The organism is Streptomyces sp. NPDC002623 (assembly GCF_053592635.1).
In genome coordinates this window covers 19102-40391 of sequence record NZ_JBSFWB010000049.1, presented here as the reverse complement: position 1 = coordinate 40391, position 21290 = coordinate 19102, and the positions used below count along the sequence as shown (strand labels likewise).

The 21290-nt window shown below is 70.3% G+C and carries 19 protein-coding genes; 11 read left to right on the top strand and 8 right to left on the bottom strand.

The genetic code is table 11. From position 1 onward, the window contains the following. The 4 genes from urtD to urtA form a co-directional block, all read right to left on the bottom strand. Nucleotides 1–786, bottom strand: a complete 786-nt coding sequence (gene urtD / locus ACWD4O_RS43805) for an urea ABC transporter ATP-binding protein UrtD (protein ID WP_451288627.1) — start codon at nt 784–786, stop codon at nt 1–3. Further along, the gene (urtC, locus tag ACWD4O_RS43800; protein WP_451288626.1) at nt 783–1913 is read right to left on the bottom strand and encodes an urea ABC transporter permease subunit UrtC; all 1131 of its coding nucleotides are present in this window, start codon (nt 1911–1913) and stop codon (nt 783–785) included. The genes urtD and urtC overlap by 4 nt, the downstream gene beginning before the upstream one ends. Next, nucleotides 1910–2797, bottom strand: coding sequence for an urea ABC transporter permease subunit UrtB (gene urtB / locus ACWD4O_RS43795; RefSeq protein WP_450949341.1), 888 nt, complete (start codon nt 2795–2797; stop codon nt 1910–1912). Before urtB ends, urtC begins: the two co-directional genes overlap by 4 nt. Before the next feature lie 94 nt (nt 2798–2891). Further along, on the bottom strand, nt 2892–4145 hold the full coding sequence (gene urtA / locus ACWD4O_RS43790) for an urea ABC transporter substrate-binding protein (protein WP_451288625.1): 1254 nt from the start codon (nt 4143–4145) through the stop codon (nt 2892–2894). A 257-nt stretch (nt 4146–4402) separates the two neighbouring features. Between urtA and ACWD4O_RS43785 the strand changes: the two genes are divergently transcribed. Further along, nucleotides 4403–4891 carry a MarR family winged helix-turn-helix transcriptional regulator gene (locus ACWD4O_RS43785; RefSeq protein WP_451288624.1) on the top strand — a complete coding sequence of 163 codons (489 nt, stop codon included), beginning with the start codon at nt 4403–4405 and terminating at the stop codon, nt 4889–4891. Here the strand turns inward: ACWD4O_RS43785 and ACWD4O_RS43780 are convergent. The 3 genes from ACWD4O_RS43780 to ACWD4O_RS43770 form a co-directional block, all read right to left on the bottom strand. Further along, on the bottom strand, nt 4848–5966 hold the full coding sequence (locus ACWD4O_RS43780) for a substrate-binding domain-containing protein (protein ID WP_451288623.1): 1119 nt from the start codon (nt 5964–5966) through the stop codon (nt 4848–4850). The genes ACWD4O_RS43785 and ACWD4O_RS43780 overlap by 44 nt on opposite strands. 95 nt (nt 5967–6061) lie before the next feature. Continuing rightward, a complete protein-coding gene (icmF, locus tag ACWD4O_RS43775) occupies nt 6062–9286 on the bottom strand; it encodes a fused isobutyryl-CoA mutase/GTPase IcmF (protein WP_451288622.1) in 3225 nt (1074 codons plus the stop codon). Between the two features lie 171 nt (nt 9287–9457). After that, nucleotides 9458–10372 carry a LysR family transcriptional regulator gene (locus tag ACWD4O_RS43770; RefSeq protein ID WP_451288621.1) on the bottom strand — a complete coding sequence of 305 codons (915 nt, stop codon included), beginning with the start codon at nt 10370–10372 and terminating at the stop codon, nt 9458–9460. A gap of 268 nt (nt 10373–10640) precedes the next feature. Between ACWD4O_RS43770 and ACWD4O_RS43765 the strand changes: the two genes are divergently transcribed. From ACWD4O_RS43765 to ACWD4O_RS43755, 3 genes are read left to right on the top strand one after another with little or no spacing between them, the layout of a single operon-like run. Further along, nucleotides 10641–11771 (top strand): M20/M25/M40 family metallo-hydrolase, encoded by a 1131-nt coding sequence (locus tag ACWD4O_RS43765; protein ID WP_451288644.1) that lies wholly within the window; start codon nt 10641–10643, stop codon nt 11769–11771. 10 nt (nt 11772–11781) lie between these two features. Beyond that, nucleotides 11782–13431 carry a leucine-rich repeat domain-containing protein gene (locus ACWD4O_RS43760; protein WP_451288620.1) on the top strand — a complete coding sequence of 550 codons (1650 nt, stop codon included), beginning with the start codon at nt 11782–11784 and terminating at the stop codon, nt 13429–13431. Between the two features lie 58 nt (nt 13432–13489). Then, the gene (locus tag ACWD4O_RS43755) at nt 13490–13921 is read left to right on the top strand and encodes a cupin domain-containing protein (protein ID WP_451288619.1); all 432 of its coding nucleotides are present in this window, start codon (nt 13490–13492) and stop codon (nt 13919–13921) included. A gap of 44 nt (nt 13922–13965) precedes the next feature. On the opposite strand, the gene ACWD4O_RS43750 is transcribed toward ACWD4O_RS43755, so the two are convergent. Then, nucleotides 13966–14466, bottom strand: a complete 501-nt coding sequence (locus ACWD4O_RS43750; RefSeq protein WP_451288618.1) for a PaaI family thioesterase — start codon at nt 14464–14466, stop codon at nt 13966–13968. A gap of 109 nt (nt 14467–14575) precedes the next feature. Here ACWD4O_RS43750 and ACWD4O_RS43745 point away from each other — a divergent pair, with 109 nt between their 5' ends. The 7 genes from ACWD4O_RS43745 to ACWD4O_RS43715 all read left to right on the top strand — a co-directional run bounded on the left by ACWD4O_RS43745 (nt 14576) and on the right by ACWD4O_RS43715 (nt 21290). Further along, the gene (locus tag ACWD4O_RS43745) at nt 14576–15046 is read left to right on the top strand and encodes a winged helix-turn-helix transcriptional regulator (protein ID WP_451288617.1); all 471 of its coding nucleotides are present in this window, start codon (nt 14576–14578) and stop codon (nt 15044–15046) included. A 224-nt stretch (nt 15047–15270) separates the two neighbouring features. Beyond that, the gene (locus ACWD4O_RS43740) at nt 15271–15468 is read left to right on the top strand and encodes a hypothetical protein (RefSeq protein WP_451288616.1); all 198 of its coding nucleotides are present in this window, start codon (nt 15271–15273) and stop codon (nt 15466–15468) included. A gap of 140 nt (nt 15469–15608) precedes the next feature. Beyond that, nucleotides 15609–16289: an HdeD family acid-resistance protein gene (locus ACWD4O_RS43735; RefSeq protein WP_451288615.1), complete on the top strand. Its 681-nt coding sequence runs from the start codon at nt 15609–15611 to the stop codon at nt 16287–16289. A gap of 304 nt (nt 16290–16593) precedes the next feature. Continuing rightward, on the top strand, nt 16594–17037 hold the full coding sequence (locus tag ACWD4O_RS43730; protein WP_451288614.1) for an SHOCT domain-containing protein: 444 nt from the start codon (nt 16594–16596) through the stop codon (nt 17035–17037). 45 nt (nt 17038–17082) lie between these two features. Next, nucleotides 17083–17526: a DUF7144 family membrane protein gene (locus tag ACWD4O_RS43725; protein ID WP_451288613.1), complete on the top strand. Its 444-nt coding sequence runs from the start codon at nt 17083–17085 to the stop codon at nt 17524–17526. Beyond that, entirely contained in the window at nt 17516–18481 is a 966-nt protein-coding gene (locus tag ACWD4O_RS43720; RefSeq protein WP_451288612.1) for a polyphosphate kinase 2 family protein, read from the top strand. Before ACWD4O_RS43725 ends, ACWD4O_RS43720 begins: the two co-directional genes overlap by 11 nt. Nucleotides 18482–18524: 43 nt before the next feature. Continuing rightward, entirely contained in the window at nt 18525–21290 is a 2766-nt protein-coding gene (locus tag ACWD4O_RS43715) for a cation-translocating P-type ATPase (RefSeq protein ID WP_451288611.1), read from the top strand.

Below are 21290 nucleotides of genomic sequence, written 5' to 3'. Positions count from 1 at the left end.
TCACGCCTCCTCGGCGACGGGTACGGCAGCGGGTTCGCTCACCGGTTCCGGGTCGGACGCGCGTCCCAGGTAGACCTCCTGGACCTTGGCGTCGGCCTGGACCTCGGCGACCGTTCCCTCGCTGAGGACCTTGCCCGCGTGCAGGACGCTGACGCTGCGCGCGAAGGAGCGCATGAAGTCCATGTCGTGCTCGATGACGACGACCGTGTGGTCTTCGCCGATCCGCCGCAACAGCTCGCCGGTGGCCTCGCGTTCGTCGTGGCTCATGCCGGCGACCGGCTCGTCGAGGAGGAGGAGCTGCACGTCCTGGACGAGCAGCATGCCGATCTCCAGCCACTGCTTCTGTCCGTGGGCCAGCACCCCGGCGGGCCGGTCGCGCAGCTCGGTGAGGCCGGTGGTCTCCAGTGCCTTCGTCACCGGCTCCGGTATGCCCTTGCGGCGTCGCAGCAGGGTCAGGGGGCCGCGCCCGGCGCCCGCGGCGATGTCGAGGTTCTGCAGCACGGTCAGTTCCTCGAAGACGGTGGCCGTCTGGAACGTACGGCCGATGCCCTTGCGGGCGATCCGGTGGACCGGTCTGCCGAGGAGTTCCTCGCCGCCGAAGCGGACCGATCCGGTGGCCTTCACCAGGCCGGTGACGGCGTCGACCAGGGTGGTCTTGCCGGCGCCGTTGGGGCCGATGAGGAAGCGCAGGTCGCCGGGGCGGATGTCGAGGTCGACGCCGTCGACGGCGGTGAACCCGTCGAACGTCACCCTGAGGTCGCGGACGGTCAGTCCCTCGCCGCTCATGCTGTCTCTCCAGTCGTACGGGTACCGGCGGTACCGGCAGGGGCACGGCGCCTGCGCAGGACGACGCCGAGGGAGGCCAGGCCGCCGGGCAGGAAGCCGACCGCGACGACGAACAGCAGGCCCTGGAGGTACGTCCACGCGGCGGGGAAGGCGTCGGAGAGCGTGCTCTGCGCCCAGGCCACGGCGATCGCGCCGAGCACCGCGCCCACCAGCGAGGCCCGGCCGCCGACCGCCGCGCCGATGACGAAGCCGATGGACGGCACGATCCCGATCAGGGCCGGGGAGATGATGCCGACGGCCGGCACGAAGAGGGCGCCCGCGAGGCCCGCCATGCCGGCCGCGACGACGTAGGCGACGAGCTTGACGCCTGCCGGGTTGTAGCCGAGGAAGCGCACCCGCTCCTCGGAGTCCCGTACGGCGATGAGGAGTTCGCCGTAGCGGCTGACGAACAGCTGGCGGGCGGCGGCCATCAGCAGCAGCAGGACGACGGCGATGATGAAGTACACCGTGCGCTGGTTGACCGGGTCGTCGAGCGAGTAGCCGAAGAAGCCCTGGATGTCGGTGAGGCCGTTCGTGCCGCCGGTGGTGGCCTGCTGGCCGACGAGCCAGATGGCCAGAGCGGCGGCCAGGGCCTGGCTGAGGATCGCGAAGTAGGCGCCCTTGACGCGGCGTTGGAAGACGAAGAAGCCGAGCACCGCGGCGACCGCCATCGGCAGCAGCACGGTCATGGCGAGCGCGAACCCGGGGTTGGCGAAGGGCTTCCACCACCACGGCAGCGCGTCGCCGGTGCCGTACAGCTGCATGAAGTCGGGCAGTGTCTCGCCGGTCGCGGCGGCGTCGGCGAGCTTGAGGTGCATGGCCATGGCGTAGCCGCCGAGGCCGAAGAAGACGCCCTGGCCGAGCACCATGAGTCCGCCCCGGCCCCAGGCGAGGCTGACTCCGACGGCGACGATCGCGTAGCACAGGTACTTCGCGAGGAGGGAGAGGCGGAAGTCGGAGAGGGCGACGGGGGCGACGGCGAGCAGGAGCACGGCGCCGAGGAGGAAGGCGCCGGGGACCCGGAGGCGTGCCGACAGCGGGGTCGAGGGCTGTGTCGCGGCGGGGGGTGTGGGTGCGGTCGTCGTCATGCCAGGCTCCGGGTGCGCAGTGTGTACAGGCCCTGGGGTCGCCACTGGAGGAAGGCGACGATCGCCACGAGCACGATGACCTTCGCGACGCTGACCGTCGTCGAGTACTCGAGGACCGACTGGAGGACGCCGAGCGCGAAGGCGGTGATCACGCTGCCCTTGAGCTGCCCGATGCCGCCCACGACGACGACCAGGAAGGCGTCGACGATGTAGTTGGTGCCCATCGTCGGGCCGATCGGACCGACCAGGGTGAGGGCGACGCCGGCCACGCCCGCAAGGCCCGAGCCGATGAAGAAGGTCATGCGGTCGACCCGGCCGGTGGCGATGCCGGACACCTCGGCGAGGTCGCGGTTCTGCACGACGGCCCGGATACGGCGCCCGAGCGGGGTGAGCCGCAGGATCAGTGTGAGGGCGAGGACGCAGAGCAGGGCGAGGCCGAGGATGAACAGCCGGCTGTTGGCGAAGGTGACGCCGCCGCCCAGGGAGATGTTGCCGGTGAGCAGGTCGGGTGCGTGGGTCTGCACGTTGGGGGCGCCGAAGACGTCCCGGGCGAGCTGCTGGAGCATCAGGGAGACGCCCCAGGTGACCAGCAGGGTGTCCAGCGGCCGGGTGTACAGACGCCGGATCAGCAGCCATTCCAGCAGGGCGCCCATCGCCCCGGCGACCAGGAAGGCCACGGGCAGCGCGACAAGCAGCGAGAGTCCGGCGCTGCTGATGGACTTCTGCAGGACGTACGTGGTGTAGGCGCCGGCCATGATGAACTCGCCGTGCGCCATGTTGATCACGCCCATCTGCCCGAAGGTCAGGGTCAGACCGAGCGCGATGAGAAGCAGGACGGCACCGATGCTGATGCCGGTGAAGGACTGGTTGAGGACGACCGTCATGAAGCGGCTCCGGGTCGGGGACGGGAGTGCGGGCTTGCCATGGGCGTGACCCGGCCCCGTGCCGGGGCCGGGTCCCACCGCGGGAGTCCGGGGATCAGGACAATCCGGAGGCCCAGTCGTAGCCCTTGAGGTACGGGTCCGGCTTGATCGGGCTGCCCGAGTTCCACACCTCGGTGATCAGGCCGTCCGCACCGACCTTGCCGATCCGGGCGGTCTTGTAGACGTGCTGGCTCGCGCCGTCGACGGTGACCTTGCCCTCGGGGGCGTCGAAGGTGATGCCGTCCGAGGCCGCCTTCACCTTGGCGACGTCGAACGAACCCGCCTTCTCGACCATCGCCTTCCACAGATAGACGGAGATGTAGGCGGCCTCCATCGGGTCGCTGGTCGGCTTGTCCTTGCCGTACTCGGCCTGGTAGGCCGCCACGAACTTGACGTTGGCCGCGCCCGGCGTGGTCTCGTAGTAGTTCCACGCGGTCAGCTGGCCCTCCAGGTACTGGGTGCCGATGCTCTTCACCTCTTCCTCGGCGATGGAGACCGACAGCACCGGCATGCTCTTCGCGGTGAGCCCGGAGGACTTGTACTCCTTGAAGAAGGCCACATTGCTGTCGCCGTTGAGGGTGTTGAACACGGCGTCCGCGCCGGAGCCCTTGACCTTGTTGACGATGGTGCCGAACTCCGTGGAGCCGAGCGGCGCGTAGTCCTCGCCGACCACCGTCATGCCCTTGGCCTTCGCGTACGCCTTGATGATCTTGTTGGCGGTGCGCGGGAAGACGTAGTCGCTGCCGACCAGGTAGAGCTTGGTCAGGCCCTGCTTCTTGAGGTAGTCGAGCGCGGGCACGATCTGCTGGTTGGTGGTGGCGCCGATGTAGAAGATGTACGGCGACTCCTCCAGGCCCTCGTACTGCACCGGGTAGAAGAGCGGCGACTTGTACCGCTCGAAGACCGGCTTGACGGCCTTGCGGCTGGCCGAGGTCCAACAGCCGAAGGTGGCCGCGACCTTGTCGTCCTTGATCAGCGCCTCCGCCTTCTCCGCGAAGGTGGGCCAGTCGGACGCGCCGTCCTGGCTGACGGCCTTGAGCTTCTTGCCCAGCACACCGCCGGCCGCGTTGATCTCCTTGATGGCGAGCAACAGCGCGTTGTGGACGGTGACCTCGCTGATGGCCATGGTGCCCGACAGCGAGTTCAGCAGACCCACCTTGACGGTGCTGCCGGCGGTGTCCGCCTTGGCGGCGGAGTCCGACGACGTGTCGCTGCCCGTTTTCGCGCCACAGGCGCTGAGGGCCGCGGACGCGCCGACCGCCGAGATGCCGGCCAACAGGCCGCGTCTGCTGATGCTGAGCCCGGACATACGAAACCTCGACTCTGGGGGAGGGAAGGAGCGGAACGCGCTTCAGGGAAGGGGGTGTTGGCGCACAGCCTGCGAGGAAACTGTTTCCTGTGAGTTTCGAAGCAATTGAAGAACAGTTTCCAGTGGAAGCAAAAATGTGGACCAAAAGAAATGATCCGCAGTCAATTAATGTTTCCCAGGGAAAGGATCTGTTTTCCTGTAGGCTCGAGCGGGCGACCCCGCGCGGGGATCAGCAGGGCTTCGAGCGGAGGAGTGCGATGGCGAGGCGGCCCCAGGATCTGCTCCGGCTGCTGACACGGGCCGAGCGCCTCTCCGTACGCCGGGTCCAGGCCGTACTGGACGAGTTCGACTGCTCGGTGGAGGCATGGCGGGTCCTCGACCTCCTCTCCGACGGGCACGGGCACAACATGACGGCCCTAGCCGACCACGCCTTCCTGCCGGCCCCGAGTCTCACCAAGCTGATCGACCAACTCGTCGACCAGAACCTGGTCTTCCGCAGGATCGACCCCACCGACCGGCGTCGCGTCCTGGCCCACCTCACCCCACGCGGCAGACAGCGGTGGCAGCGCATGGCCCGTGAAGTGCGGGCCGACTGGGCCGAGTTGGAGCCTGCACTCGGAGACCTCGGCGAGGAGGAGGGCGCACGGCTGGAGGTGCTGCTGGATCAGCTGGCGGCAGCGCTCGAAGAGGGCCGGGGCGCCGTCACGACAACTCGTGCGGAGCGCGCAGCTGGGCGAGAACGTTGAAGTCGAGCCCGTCCGCCTGCGCGAGGTAGATGCGCTGGCGCACATGCCGGCCGTCCAGGCTCAACAGACCGCGCGGGCCTTCGTACGAGACGCGGTCGGCCGCCGCGCCGATCGCGGACATGTCCAGGGCGCGCGCCCGTTCGATGAGCGCCGCGAGCAGCAGCACACCCTCGTAGCAGGACTCGCCGAGGCTGCCGGGCGTCGGCGCCTCCGGCCCGAAGCGGTCGGCGTACTGGCCGTGGAAGTCCATGGTGTTCTGGTCGGCCAGCGAGGCGAAGAACCCGGCCGTGCTGAACAGGTCGACGGTGGCTTCCGGACCGCTGCCCAGCAGCATGTTCTCGTCCATCAGCGTGCTCAGCCTAAGACTGCGCTGGTCGAGCCCGGAGGCGGCGAAGGCCCGGTTGAAGCGGACCGCGTCGCTGCCCACCAGGAGCATCAGCACCCCGTCGGCGTCCGCCCGCTCGATCCGCCGCAGCACGTCCTCGAAGTCCTCGGCGCCGAGGGGCAGATACGCCTCGCCGCAGACCCGGCCGCCGCAGTCGCGGGCGTAACGGCGGGCGGCCCGGGCGGTGTGCCGGGGCCAGACGTAGTTGTTGCCGACGACGAACCAGCGGCGCACACCCCGGGTCTCGGTGAGCAGCCGCATCGCGGGCAGCAACTGCCAGGAGGGTGTCTCGCTCGTCATGAAGACGCCCTCGGTGCGCTCTCCGCCCTCGTACAGAGCCGTGTAGACGTACGGCACCCGATGCGCAACCCGCGGCGCCACCGCCTGCCGCACGGAGGAGATGTGCCAGCCCGTGACGCCCTGCACCGCGCCGGTCGCCACCAGGGCCTCGACGTCCTCGGCGACCTTGTGCGGGTCGGCGCCGCCGTCGACCTCGATGAGCCGCAGCTCCTTGCCGAGGACTCCGCCCGCCTTGTTGATCTCCTCGGCCGCCAGCCGTGCGCATGCCTCACAGGTGGGGCCGAAGATCCCGGCGGGCCCCTGCATCGGATACACGAGCGCGACGTTCAGGGTGGAACCGTCGGCCGTGACCCACTCGGGGGTGTGGAGACGGAGCTGCGGCCGGTGCATGGGCACATGATTGCCTGACCGGCGTCCCCGCCCAAGAGCGGGTCCGCATCGAGAGACGACGCGCAGGGCTCGGGCCGGTGGTGACGGTGGCCGGTTCAGACGTTGCGGCGGTACTGGCCCCCCACCTCGAAGAAGGCGTCGGTGATCTGCTCGAGCGAGCAGACCCGGGCGGCGTCCATCAGGACGGCGAAGACGTTTGCACCGCTCACCGCCGCGTCCTTGAGTGCGGCGAGGGCGGCGTGAGCCGGGTCGCGATGGCCCTCCTGGAAGCCGCGCACCCGCTCCAGCTGGGAGCGCTTCTCCTCCTCGGTGGCGCGCGCCAGCTCGATGACGCCGGGTTCGGCGGTGTCGGCGTGGGGGTTGCGGAAGGTGTTGACGCCGATGATGGGCAGGGTGCCGTCGTGCTTGCGCTGCTCGTAGAGCATCGACTCGTCCTGGATCCGGCCGCGCTGGTAGCCGGTCTCCATCGCGCCGAGCACACCGCCGCGCTCGCTGATCCGCTCGAACTCCTGGAGCACGGCCTCCTCGACGAGATCGGTGAGCTCGTCGATGACGAACGACCCCTGAAGGGGGTTCTCGTTCATCGCCAGGCCCCACTCCCGGTTGATGATCAGCTGGATGGCCAGGGCCCGGCGGACGGAGTCCTCGGTGGGGGTGGTGACGGCCTCGTCGTAGGCGTTGGTGTGCAGGCTGTTGCAGTTGTCGTAGATCGCGATGAGCGCCTGGAGGGTGGTGCGGATGTCGTTGAAGTCCATCTCCTGGGCGTGCAGGGAGCGTCCGGAGGTCTGGACGTGGTACTTCAGCTTCTGCGAGCGGTCGTTCGCGCCGTACTTCTCCTTCATCGCCACCGCCCAGATCCGGCGGGCGACCCGGCCCAGGACCGAGTACTCGGGGTCCATGCCGTTGGAGAAGAAGAAGGACAGGTTGGGCGCGAAGTCGTCGATGCGCATGCCGCGTGCGAGGTAGGCCTCGACGTAGGTGAAGCCGTTGGCGAGGGTGAAGGCGAGCTGGCTGACGGGGTTCGCGCCGGCCTCGGCGATGTGGTAGCCGGAGATGGACACCGAGTAGAAGTTGCGGACCTGGTGGGCGATGAACCACTCCTGGACGTCGGCCATCATCCGCAGGGAGAACTCGGTGGAGAACAGACAGGTGTTCTGGCCCTGGTCCTCCTTGAGGATGTCGGCCTGCACGGTGCCGCGGACGTTCGCCAGTGCGTGCGCACGGAGTTCGGCCGCCTCCTCGGGGGCGGGGTCGCGGCCCTCGGCGGCGCGGAACCGGTCGATCTGCTGGTCGATCGCGGTGTTGAGGAAGAACGCGAGGATCGTCGGCGCGGGACCGTTGATCGTCATGGAGACGGAGGTGGTGGGCGCGACCAGGTCGAAGCCGTCGTAGAGCGTCTTCATGTCGTCGAGGGTGGCCACCGACACCCCGGAGGTGCCGACCTTGCCGTAGATGTCGGGGCGCTCGCCCGGGTCGCGGCCGTAGAGGGTGACGGAGTCGAAGGCGGTGGACAGGCGGGTGGCCGGCTGGCCCTCGGAGAGCAGCTTGAAGCGGCGGTTGGTGCGGAACGGGTCGCCCTCGCCGGCGAACATCCGGGCCGGGTCCTCGCCGTCGCGCTTGAAGGGGAACACCCCGGCGGTGAAGGGGAAGGAGCCGGGCAGGTTCTCCGCGCGCCAGAAGCGCACCAGCTCCCCGTGGTCGGTGAAGCGTGGCAGGGCGACGCGGGGGATCTTGTTGCCCGAGAGGGACTCGCGGGTCAGCTTGGTGCGGATCTCCTTGTCCCGGACCTTCACCACCTGCTCGTCACCCGAGTAGGAGGCCACGACGGCGGGCCAGTTCGCGATGTGTTCGCCGACGTCCTGCGGGAGCCGCCGGCGGGCGTCCTCCAGCAGCGCCCGTACGTTGCCGGCGTCGGAGCCCGCCTCGACGAGCTCGCCCTCGACCGCCGCCAGGCGCTGCACCCGCCGCGCCGCCTCGGTCAGCCGCTCGGTGCCGGCGTGGTAGGCGCGTACGGTCTCGCTGACCTCGGCGAGGTAGCGCACCCGGTCGGCCGGCACCACCTGCCGGATGCCGGAGGAGTGGCGGACGTCGACCGGCGCGAGCGCGCCCTCGGTCAGCGGCAGTCCCCGCTCGGCCAGCGTGGCCTTGAGGTGCTGGTAGAGCGCGGTGACCCCGTCGTCGTTGAAGGTGGCCGCGGAGGTGCCGTACACCGGCATCTCCTCGGGCCGCATCCCGAACGCCTCACGGTTGCGGACGAGTTGGCGGCCGACGTCGCGCAGCGCGTCCTTCGCGCCGCGCCGCTCGAACTTGTTGATCGCCACGACGTCGGCGAAGTCGAGCATGTCGATCTTCTCCAGCTGCGAGGCGGCGCCGAACTCCGGCGTCATCACATACAGCGAGGCGTCGACGAAAGGCACGATCGCCGCGTCGCCCTGGCCGATGCCCGGCGTCTCCACGATCACCAGGTCGAACCCGGCCACCTTCACCACGTCGATCACCTCGGACAGGTGCTCCGGCAGCTCACGGCTGCCGCGGGTGGCGAGGCTGCGGAAGAACACCCTGTTCCCGTCGAGGGAGTTCATCCGGATCCGGTCGCCGAGGAGCGCTCCGCCGCCCCGGCGCCGGGTCGGGTCGACCGCGATCACGGCGATCCGCAGCTTGTCCTGCTGGTCCAGCCGGAACCGGCGCACCAGTTCGTCGGTGAGGGACGACTTCCCCGAGCCGCCGGTGCCCGTGATGCCGAGCACCGGCACCGGCCGCGCCGAGGCCCGCAGCCGCTGGAGGAGGTCCGGGGGAAGCTTGCCCAGTTCGGCGCCGGTGACCGCGCGCGCGACCGCGAACCGGTCACCGGCGAGCACGGCGTCGGCGTCGGCCGACCCGCTCTCCCACAGATCGAAGTCGCAGTCCCGCACGACCGAGTTGACCATCCCGGCGAGGCCCATCCGCTGCCCGTCCTCCGGGGAGAAGATGGTCACCCCGCCGGCGCGCAGCCGGGCGATCTCCTCGGGCACGATGACCCCGCCCCCGCCGCCCACCACACGGACGTGGTCGGCGCCCTGGGCGCGCAGCGACTCGACCAGGTACTCGAAGTACTCGACGTGCCCGCCCTGGTACGAGGAGACGGCCACGCCGTGCGCGTCCTCCTCCAGCGTGGCGTCCACGACCTCCCGGACCGAACGGTTGTGCCCCAGATGGATCACCTCCGCGCCCTGGGACTGAAAGATCCGCCGCATGATGTTGATCGACGCGTCATGCCCGTCGAACAGGGCCGAAGCCGTGACCAGACGCACGGGGTGCACGGGACGATGCAGATCGCTCATGGGGCCTTCCCCGATGTTCGGAAGAACGCTGACACCTAGATACTAGGACGTCCTAGTAAATTGCTGGAGACCGTGACGGCCATGTGACCAGCAGCACAGCGGCACGGCGGCCGACCCCGAGGGTGTCGGCCGCCGTGTCGGCGACTTCGCGATGCCGCTGGTCGATGCCGGTCACTGAAGATGATCCCGATGCGGGCGCCGGACCTGTCGTGCGGCGCGCAGCAGATCCCGCAGCGCCAGTGCCGCCGGCAGCGGAGTGGCGGGCAGTGCGACATGCACGGTCCGGTGCAGGGCCCGGTCGCTGAGGGGACGGAGAACGAGTTCGCCGGGGACCGCCCAGGCCGCCAGGGAAGGGACCAGGGCCACTCCCAGCCCGGCGGCGACATAGCCGAACTTCCCGGTCCATTCCGCGATGCGGATGACCTTCCTGGGGGTGAAGCCCGCGCGGGCGCACGCGTCGGCGAGCATCGTGGGGCGGTCGCCGTACGCGCCCTGCAGCCAGCCTTCGTCGCGCAGTTCGCCCAGGTCGACGGCGTCGGCTTCGGCCAGGCGGTGTCCGCACGGGAGGGCGACGAGCAGTTCGTCGTCGCACAGTTCGGTCGTCGTGACGCCGTCGGCCGAGGGCAGCCCGGACGGGTAGTCGCTGACGACGGCGAGATCCAGCGACCCGTCCGACAGACGTCGCATCAGCGTGTCGGTCGGGCCCTCGACGGCGACGATCTCGACCTCCGGTCTGGCCTCCTGGAGCGCTCGCAGGGCTGCGGGCACCAGCGAGATGTTGGCGGTGGCGAACGCGCCCACCTGCAGCAGCCCGCCGTGTCCCGCGTGCAGCACGGTCAGTTCCCGCTCCGCCCGCGACAGCCGGTCGAGCACGTCCAGGGCATGCCGGTGCAGCGCGCGCCCGGCGGGGTTGAGCCGTACGCCCCTCGGGAGCCGTTCGAACAGCGGGCCGCCCGCCTGCTGTTCCAGCGTGGCGATCCGCCGGGACACCGCGGACTGCGTGTAACTGAGCCGGCCCGCCGCCTTGGTGAACGACCCCGTCTCGGCCACCGCCACCAGCAGCCGCAGCGCATCGATCTCGAACACGTTCCCCCACCTGTCCGTCGAGACACATTCCTCGAACACATTCGTCGAACACATTCGTCGAACCCATTCCTCGGGCGCATTGATCCCATGCGATCCAGTCGCTGGTGGAATGCCTTGCTCACTTCTACCGTCGAATGCGCGGCGGTGCCCGGGAAGCCCGGAGGATTCCGAAGCTCCGGCAAGGGGGACGGGCGCCGCCGCCCCGTGCTCACCGGCTCCGCCGGACACCAATCACCGATTTCAAGGGGGAAGTGTGCTGTTGTCGACGATGCTGGACGATCTGCGGGAGCTCGTGCTCTGCGAGTCGTTCTCGGCCGACCATGCCGCGGTGGCCCGCAGCGCCGAGGCGGTCGCCGCCCTCGGCACACGGCTGCTGGGGACCGGGCCGGAGACGATCGTGGTCGACGGAGTGACCCATCTGCGCTGGCGGTTCGGCGCCCCGCGCGTGCTGCTGGTGGGACACCACGACACGGTGTGGCCCATGGGCTCGCTCCAGAGCCACCCCTGGTCGCTGGCCGACGGGATCGCCCGTGGGCCCGGGGTCCTGGACATGAAGGCGGGCCTGGTGCAGATGTTCCACGCACTGGCCTCACTGCCCTCTCCGGACGGAGTGTGCGTGCTGGTCAACGGGGACGAGGAAGTCGGCTCGCCCACCTCCCGGGAGCTGATCGAGGAGAGCGCGCGGGAGGCCGCGGCCGCCTTCGTCCTGGAGGCGGCGGCGGACGAAACGGGCGCGCTCAAGATCGCCCGCAAGGGCACCTCACGGTACGAGGTCGTGGTGCACGGCAAGGCCGCTCACGCCGGCCAGGAACCGCACAAAGGGATCAACGCCGCCGTCGAGGCGGCTCATCAGGTGCTGGCCATCGCCGGCCTCGGGGTCGCGACGGGAGCCGCCGACGCGTCCCCCTCCCTCCTGGGCGCCGCGACGGTCACGCCCACCCTGGTGTCGGCGGGCAGCTCCCGCAACACGGTGCCCGCGCTGGCCCGGGTGTCGGTGGACGTGCGCGTGCCGACCCCGGCGGCGCAGGACCGTGTCGACGAACTCGTGCGCGGACTCACCGCGCTGACGCCGGGCGCCCGCCTGGAGGTGCTCGGCGGTGGCCGACGCCCGCCCATGGAGCCGGAGTCCTCCGCCGAACTGTTCGCCCTCGCCTCCCGGATCGCCGCGGAGCTGGGTCAGGAGCCGCTGCGCGGGCTCGCCGTCGGCGGTGCGTCGGACGGCAACTACACGGCGGCCGTGGGCTGCCCGACGCTGGACGGTCTGGGCGCGGTGGGCGGCGGCGCCCACGCGGACACCGAGCATGTCGAGGTCGCGCGCATGGTCCCGCGCACCCGGCTGCTCGCGCAACTCATCGCTCGGACCCGGCAACGCCCCGGCCGTGTCAGTGGCGGCCGTTAGCATCCCGGGCATGAGTGGACATAGCGCGTCGGCGGGCTACCGCGTCATCACCGTGGCCGAGGCGGAGGAGCGGTTCGGCGTCTCCGTCGACGTCCAGCATCCGTACCAGGACTTCGCCGACGAGCAGGAGATACGGCTCTACGAGGGCGGTCTGCAGGTCGCGGGCGGCCTCGATGCGGAGCCCGACGGCGACTGGGTGCCGTACAACACGATCGTGGACGGTGACCTGACCGTCGGCGGCGACCTGGAGTGGTGGGACTCGGCGAGCGGCAACTTCCTGCTCGTCACCGGCGATCTGCGGGCCCGCCATGTGCTGCTGTCCGGCTGTCCGAACGTGGTCGTCCGGGGGGACCTGACCGCGTCCGGCACGGTCCAGGGAAGCTACGGCGACGACGGCGGCTGTCTGCTGGTCGGCGGCCGCACGCGCGCCCGGAGCGTCATCAGCACCCTGTACTTCACCATGCACTTCGCCGAGCAGCCGGACGCGCTGCTGATCACCGGTTCCCACAGCGTCAACTGCCCGGTCGACTTCACCGACGACGAACTCGACGAACTCGTCCTGCCCGAACTCCTCGACAAGGACGGCACCGCGGACGAGCGCGGCATCAGCGCCGCCCTCCGTGCGGGACAGCCGGTCCTGCGGCCCGGCATCCGGCCCAGCCATCTGCTCGCGCTGGACGAACTCGACGCCCTGCTGCCGCGCGCCGCGGAGATCACCGAACTCGACCTGTCCGACCGCAAGCTCCGCCGACTCCCCGAGCAGCTCCACGCCTTCGTCAACCTGCGGGTCCTCTCCCTGGCCGGCAACAAGGACATCGGCAGCCTGGACGAGCGCATCGGCGACCTCACCGCCCTGGAAGAGCTGAACGTCTCCGGGCTGCGGCTGACCGCCCTGCCCAAGAGCATCGGCCGGCTGCGCGAGCTGCGCGTTCTGGACGTCTCGCGCAACGAACTCACGTCCCTGCCCGAGCAGATCGGCGACCTTCCCCGGCTGGAAGTGCTGCGGGCCGGCGATCTGAGCTGCCCGGTCCCCGACGCCGTCGCCCGGCTGAGCACCCTGCGCGAGCTGGACCTGTCGAACCTGCAACCGGGCGAGTACGACTCCCTGGTCCCGTTTCCGCTGGCGGTGACCCGGCTGCCGGCCCTGCGCCGTCTCGACCTCTCGGCCATGTTCCTGGAGACGCTCCCCGACGACCTCCTCGCGCTGACCACGCTCGAAGAGCTGGACCTGCGCGGCTCGCTCTCCGCCGAGCTGCCCCGGCTGCCCGACCTGGCCCGGCTCCCCCGACTGCGGGTGCTGCGCCTCAGCGGCAACACGCGCTGGTCATTCCAGCCCGAACCCGATCGCGCACTGCTCGCCGGTGTCTGGGACATCACCACACTGGAACACCTGGAGATCGACCGCTGGGGCCGGCGCACCGCGGGCGGCGAGGTGCTGCGCCCCGCCTTCACCGCGCTGCCCGAGGACGCGTTCGCCCGTATGCCCGGGCTGCGGCGGCTCGACCTGTCCTTCAACGAGCTGACCACCCTGCCCGAATCCTTCTTCCGGCTCCGGGGCCTCGAAGCGCTCGATCTGCGGTACACCACTCTCGACAAGCCGACCGCCGACCGGGTGCGCGCCGTGTTCCCCGACGTCCGACCGGATCTGCGCGAAGCCTGAGCCCAGGCCCTTCTTCCCGACCCGATCAGCACCGCACTCACCAGGAAAGGAAACGAGGATGAACACTCTGTCCCGTGCAGGAGTCGTCGGCGCTCTGCTCGCCGGCCTGTCCGTTCCCGGGGCCGCGTACGCCACCCCGGGAGGTCCGGGTGTGACGGGCAAGGTCATAGCCCGGTCCACCATCGGCGGGACGGACTACATACTGCGGGAGGTCACCATTCCGCCGGGCCAGGCGACCGGCTGGCACTTCCACGACGGCACTCTCTACGCGTACGTCAAGCACGGCACCCTCAGCCATTTCAACGCCACCTGCGCGTCCGACGGCGTGTACCCCGAGGGCAGTTCCCTCAAGGAGCCGTCCGGCGCCGGCAACGTGCACATCGGCAGGAACCTCGGCGCCACCGACATCGTCCTGGAGGTCCTCTACGTCCTGCCGCACGGCGCGCCTTTCTCCCGTGACGCCCCCAACCCCGGTTGCGACTTCGAGTAGTCCTTGCGTCGCGGGCAGCCGTCCAGGCCGACGACCAACGGAAGTCAGCTTCGGGGGGCGGGCACCGGGAAGAGCATGCAGCTGCTGGTGGCGTGGGCGAGCAGGCGGTCCGTCGCGTCGAACAACTGGGCCTGCGCGAGGGCGGTTTGACGACTGCTGCTGACGACCGTGCCGACGGCGCGCACCGTGCCGGTTTCCACGGTGATCCGCCGCAGGAACTTCACGGTCAGGTCGAGCGAGGTGTACGCCATGCCCTGCGGCAGGGTGGACTGGACGGCGCAGCCCGCCGCCGAGTCGAGCAGGGTGGCGAAGATGCCGCCGTGCACGCTGCCGATGGGGTTGTAGTGCTCCTCGCCCGGCGTCAGGGAGAAGACGGCTCTGCCGGGCTCCACCTCGTCCAGCGCCATGTCGAAGGTGGCGCCGATGGGCGGCGCCGGCAGCCTCCCCTTCTGCATCTCGCGAAGGAAGTCGATGCCGGACATGCTCCCGGCAGCCTCCGCCAGGATCGCGGGATCCTCCCATTGATACGTGCGTGTTCGCCCCACGGCCCAGCGCCTTCCCTCGTTCTTGGCTCTGCATCTGACTTTTTCAGGTGAAGCTAGCCTCCGGCTCACCTGACTGTCAATGACGAAGCCAGCCCCTTACGATGGCGGGATGGAGTGGCTTGAGGCGAGCACGGAGAACTGCCCCGTCCAGCGCACGCTCGACGTGGTCGGAGAGAAATGGACGTTGCTGATCCTGCGCGACGCCGTCAACGGAGTGTGCCGCTTCGACGACTTCCGCCGGCACATCGGCCTGTCGGAGGCCGTCCTCAGCGACCGCCTGCGCAAGCTGACCTCGGCCGGCATCCTCAGGACCGCCCCCTACCAGGAACCCGGCAGCCGCGCCCGCAACGAGTACCGCCTGACCCGCAAGGGCTGGGACCTGTGGCCCGTCCTGATGGCACTGACCCAGTGGGGCGAGGCGTACGCCGTCGGCTCCGAAGGCCCTGTGCTGGACGTCCGCCACACCGACTGCGACGCCCCGGTCCGCGTCGTCGTCGAGTGCTCCGTGGAGCACTCCGCCCTCACCCCCGGCGAAGTCACGGCCCGGCCGGGCCCGGGAGCGGTCCGGCGGCGGCCGTAGCGCCACGTGGCAGTACGACTGCACCACGTGGGAGTACGACAGCACCACGTGGAAGTACGACACGGAGTACGAAACGCTGCGGCCCGGTCGCCCGGGGCCGGTTCCCGTCGCCCGCTCCCAGGTATCACCTGTGCCGGGTGAGGTCCCGGGGCGGGCCCCGGGCGGAGCATCGCGGGGAAAGAGCGCCGTCAGCCCGTCCCAGGGCACGCCGGGGAGAACAGCCCATGCGCTACGAGATCCGCGTCGAAGGACAGCTGTCGGAGACGCTGAAATGCGCGTTCCCGGAGCTGGACCAGGTGGTGATGTCCGGCCAGACCGTGCTGTTCGGATCCGTCATCGACGAGGCACATCTGTACGAGCTCCTGGACCGCTGCCAGAACCTGGGCCTGCGGCTGATGGAGATGCGTCAGCTGCCGGAATGAGCGGGCCCAGCAGCGGCCCGCTCACCCCCGGCGGGTGACGCGCCGGGCGGCGGCGGGCGGCACGCTGATTCGGTCAGGTCACCACACACCGCCCCGTCGGCGGTACGGACGCGGCCCGCCGGACCGTGCGAGGAGGAGCCATGACCGTTTCGCATGGTCCGGCGCCGCGTTCCGGACCGGAGCAGGAACCCGGCGGGGCGGCCCCTGGAGCGATGGGCGACGCCGCCGACATGCTGGCCGCCCTGGGGCGCTCCTGGACGTGGATCCTCGGTTCCGCCGTCGTGACGCTCGTCCCCGGCATCCTGGTGCTGGTCTGGCCGGACGAGACGCTGCACGTCCTGGCGGTCCTCATCGGCCTGTATCTGCTCGTGACCGGGCTGTTCCGGTTCGTCGCCGTGTTCGCGCTCTTCGCCCAGGAGGACCACGGCGGCCGGGTGACCGGGCTCCTGCTGGCCGTGCTGTACGTCCTCGCCGGGGTGCTGTGCCTGCGCAACCCGCTGCAGACCATCGCGGCGCTGTCGCTGATCGTCGGCGCGCTGTGGCTGGTGTCCGGCATCCTCACGCTCTACACGGCCATCGCCGCCAGGGACCTGCCCCACCGCGGGTTCGTCCTCGCCGTGGCGGTGCTGGGCATCGTCGCGGGAGTCGTCGTGCTGGCCCTGCCCACCGAGTCGGCCCGGGCGCTGACCCGGCTGCTCGGGCTGTGGCTCGTCCTGCTCGGGCTGGGCGAGGCGGCGGTCGCCCTCGCCTGGCGGGCCGCGCTGCGCCGGGCGGGGGTCACGGGTCCGCCCGACGGAGCCCGCGCCGGCTCGAGCGTCTGAGACACCCGGCAGGAGCCATGGCCGCGGTCCCCGCGACAGGACCGGCCGTCCCGGTCGGGCCGGCCGTCGCCGAGGTGGCTCGCCGCGACCGTCCGGTACCAGGCGGTCACCACCCCGCCGTACGGCCGCGGCCCGCGCCGCTGAGGGTGTCGCCGAGCGAGCCGCCGCGCCTCACCCTCCGGTCAGTCTCACCCTCCGGGGGTGAGGCACCCGCCGATTGCCGTGTGCACGCTGAAGACGGCACGGAACGGGCGCTCGCCCGGAACGGCCTTTCGGGCGCAGACCCGGAACGAAGGAGAGAGAGATGAGCGGGCAGACGTATCTCGCGTATGACTTTCCACTGCTGGGCGCCTTCTGGACGATGCTGGTGTTCTTCCTGTGGATCATGTGGTTCGTCCTGCTGTTCCGGGTCATCGTCGACGTCTTCCGCGACGACGACCTCAGCGGCTGGGCCAAGGCGGGCTGGCTGGTGTTCTGCATCGTCCTGCCGTTCCTGGGCGTGTTCGTCTATGTGATCGCCCGGGGGAAGAACATGGGCCACCGCGAGATCGCTCAGGCGCAGGAGCAGCAGAAGCAGTTCGACGACTACGTCCGGGAGACCGCCAAGGGTTCCGGCGGTCCGTCCAGCAGTGTGGACGAGCTCGCCAGACTGTCCGAGATCAAGGCCCACGGCGACATCACGGAGGAGGAGTTCCAGCGGGCCAAGGAGCTGGTCCTGAGCGACTACGGCCCCCCGGTACGCCACTGAGCCGGCCGCCCCACGACACCGAGGACAGCGAATCGAGGCAAGGTCATGACCACATCGCCCACGCACGCACACACCGACCAGCACGCAGCCAAGCGGCACTGGGCCGAGGGCCTGACGGTCTTCGCCGCCGTCACGCTCATGATCGCCGGAGTGCTGGACATCTTCCGCGGGATCATGGGGATCGCCGAGGACGACGTCTTCGTCACGACGCCCAGCTACGTCTTCCGGTTCGACCTCACCGGCTGGGGCTGGCTCCATCTGGCCCTGGGCGCGGTCGCGGTGATCGTCAGCCTGGGTCTGTTCCAGTCCGCCCTGTGGGCCCGGATCGGGGGCGTGGCCATCGCCGGACTCATCATCATCGCCAACTTCCTCTCCCTGCCGTACTACCCCGTGTGGTCGGTCGTGATGATCGCCCTGTCCGGGTTCATCATCTGGGCGCTGTGCGTGGACCGGCCCGAGTCGTACTACGGCGGCGACGGTGCACGGTGACGAACGAGCCGAGCGGATCGCGGACTTCATCGAGCCGCTGAGGGTGGAGCCGGGGTCGAAGGTCCGACTCGGCCGGGACTTCGACCCTCGTGACAGGGCCGGCATGAAGAAGCGGGACGGGGTCGAACTGCTGCGGGCCGGGGTCGAGTTGCTGGCGGAGTACCAGCAACGCCTCGCCGCCCAGGACACCTACGGTGTGCTGCTCTGTCTGCAGGCGCTCGACGCCGGCGGCAAGGACGGAACGATCCGTCATGTGATGAGCGGCGTGAATCCGCAGGGCGTGCGGGTGAGCAGTTTCAAGGTGCCCTCCGCCGAGGAACTGGACCACGACTTCCTGTGGCGTTACGCGAAACGGCTGCCCGAGCGCGGCGGGATCGCCATCTTCAACCGCTCGCACTACGAGGAGGTCCTCGTGGTGCGTGTGCACCCCGAGCTTCTCCTGCGGCAGCGGCTGCCCGGCCACGCGCGCGGATCGGGCGTCTGGAAGCGGCGGTACCGGGAGATCAACGACTGGGAGCGCCACCTCACGGACAACGGGTTCAAGGTGGTGAAGGTCTTCCTGAACCTGTCGAAGGAGGAGCAGCGCACCCGGTTCCTGAAACGGCTCGATCTGCCGGAGAAGAACTGGAAGTTCTCCGCCGCCGACGTCCGGGAGCGGCAGTACTGGGACGACTACCAGCGCGCGTTCTCCAGGATGCTGTCGGCGACGAGCACGGAGTGGGCGCCCTGGTACGTGGTGCCGGCGGACCGTAAGTGGTTCGCGCGGATCTGCACGGCGGCGATCCTGGCGCACACCCTGATCGACATCGACCCCCGGTACCCGGAGGTGGACGAGGAGACCCGCAAGGACCTGCGCACCGCGAAGCGACGGCTGGAGCGGGAGGCTCCCGAGGGTCTGCCGGCCGACCCGTACGCGGCCCGGCATCGGCCGGCGGCCAAGAAAAAGCGCGGCTAGAGACCGCGAAGGGACCTGACCGGCCAGGATCGGAGGCAGGGCGATGACGGTGCAGCCGGATTCCGTGGGCGTACAGCGGCGGGCTTCGCAGGGCGACGACTGGTACGCGCGTTCCCCGGCGGAGGTCGCGGCGGCGCTCGGCGTCGATCCCGCGGTCGGCCTCACCGCCGCGCGGGCCGCCGAACTCCGCGCCGCGCAGGGCCCGAACGCGTTGCCGGAGGAGAGCCGGACGCCGGCCTGGCGGCGGTTCCTCGATCAGTACCGCAGCTATATGCAGCTCGTCCTGGTGGCCGCGGCGGTGGTCTCGCTGCTCATCCAGGAGTGGACCACCGCGGTCCTGCTCCTCGTGCTGACCCTGTTGAACGCCGTCGTCGGCCTGCGGCAGGAGGGCAAGGCCGAGAGCGCGATGAACGCGCTGAAGTCGATGATGAGGGCCACGGCACGGGTGCGCAGGGACGGCACGGAGGCCGAGATCCCCGCGGAGCAGCTCGTCGTCGGCGACATCGTGCTCGTCTCGGCCGGGGACCAGGTGCCGGCCGACGGGCGCATCGTCGAGGCCAGTGCGCTGCAGATCGACGAGTCGGCGCTCACCGGCGAGAGCGTCCCCGCGGCGAAGGGCACCGCCGCACTGCCGGCCGGCGGGCGGCTGCCGCCGGGCGACCGGATCAACACGGCGTTCATGAACACCCCGGTCACCCATGGCAGCGGGCTGCTCGTGGTGACCGCGATCGGCGCGGACACCGAGCTGGGCAAGATCTCCGGGATGCTGGCGGCCACCGAGAAGGAGGTGCCGCCGCTCACCAAGGAGCTCGACACGCTGACGCTGTGGATCACGGGGGCGGCCGCCCTCACCATGATCGTGATGTTCGTCCTGGGGCGCAGCCGGGACGAGGCGTGGGACGCGCTGTTCGTCAGCGCGGTCTCGCTGGCCATCGCGGCCATCCCCGAGGCCCTGCCGACCGTGACCCAGGCGATCCTCTCCGTCGGGAGCCTCAACCTGGCGAAGCGGAACGCCATCGTGAAGGAACTGCCGTCGGTCGAGACGCTCGCGTTCACCTCGGCGATCAACTCGGACAAGACCGGCACCCTGACGATGAACCAGATGACGGCCGTCGAAGTGCTCAGTCCGACCGACAAGTACACCGTGTCGGGCACGGGTTACGGCCTGGCGGGGAAGGTCCACCACGCCGCGGGGTCCTCCGTGGGCATCGAGGACGCGATCCTGCCGTATGTCGTGGCCAGCGACGCGAAGCTGGTGGAGGGCCAGGTGGTGGGCGACCCGACCGAGGGCGCGCTGCTGGTGCTCGCCCACAAGGCGGGGCTGGACACGGACGCCACCAGGGAGGCGCTCCCCCGGCTGGCGACCCTGCCGTTCGACCCGGACTACAAGCTGATGGCCACCTTCCATGCGACGCGCGACGCCGACGGCCGTCCCGTCGTGCGCTGTTTCGTCAAGGGCGCGGCGCCGGCGGTGCTGGCGCGGGCCGCCACCGCGCTGGCGGCCGGCGCGACCGTCCCGTGGGACGCCGGTCTGCAGGGCCGCGCCGAGGCGGCGATCGAGCGGATGGGCGGCGAGGGACGCCGGGTGATGGCCGCGGCCACCCGGGACCTCGACCCGGCCGGGTTCGACGCGGACGGCGACCTGCTCGCGTACGTCACCGAGCTGCGGATGAGCAGTCTCGTCGGCATGGTCGATCCGCCCCGCGCCGAGTCGACGAAGGCCGTCGCGGACGCCCGGGCGGCGCACATCCGGGTCCGTCTGGTGACGGGCGACGACGTCACCACCGGGGCGGCGATCGCCCGGCAGATCGGCATCCCCGGCGAATCCGTCCTCGGCGCCGACTTCGCCGCGATGAGCGAGGCGGAGCGGCTGGCCCGCATCGACGACATCGGCGTCGTGGGGCGGGTCGCGCCGGAGCACAAGGTGCTGCTCGCCGACACGCTCAAGAAGAAGGGCGACGTCGTGGCGATGACCGGGGACGGCGTCAACGACGCACCCGCCATCAAGGCCGCCGACATCGGCATCGCGATGGGCAGCGGCACGGACGTGGCGAAGAACGCCGGCCGCATGATCCTCTCCGACGACGACTTCGCCACCATCGTCTACGCCGTGGAGCAGGGCCGGACGATCTACGACAACCTCACCAAGTACATCCGGTTCGTGCTGCTTCTGCTGGTCACCTTCGTGCTGACGTTCCTCGGGGCGACCGTGCTGAACATCGCGGGGGGTGAGCCCTTCACCCCGCCGCAGGTGCTGTGGATCCACTTCGTGGTCAACGCCTCCTTCGGCTTCGCGCTCGGCTTCGACCGGGAGAGTCCCGGGCTCATGAGCCGCAGGCCGCGACCGCGCGGGGAGTCGGTGCTCACCCGGTCCGTGCTGGTGACGGTCGGGCTGGGCGGTCTGGCGATCACCTGCGCGCTGCTCGGGCTGATCAAGCTCGGCCAGGTCCACTTCGACAGCGTCGAGACCGGTCAGTCGATCGCGTTCACCGCCTTCGCGCTCTGTCTGATCGTGGCCGCGTTCGAGTGCCGCAGCGAGACGGAGTCCGTGCTGACGCCGGCCACCTTCGACAGCAGGCAGATGAACTGGGTGGCCCTGACCCAACTCGTCCTCGCGGTGGCGGTGACCCAGCTGGACGGCTTCCGCCGGATCCTGGGGACGACCGAGATCGACGCACGGCAGTTCGGCTGGGCCCTGCTGAGCGCCGTCGCGCTGCTGCTCGTGTGGGAACTGGGCAAGCTGCTGGCCAGGCGGTCGCGGCGGGCCGTACGGTCGGGGGCGGCAGAGCGGGCGGTGGAGGTCGGGTGA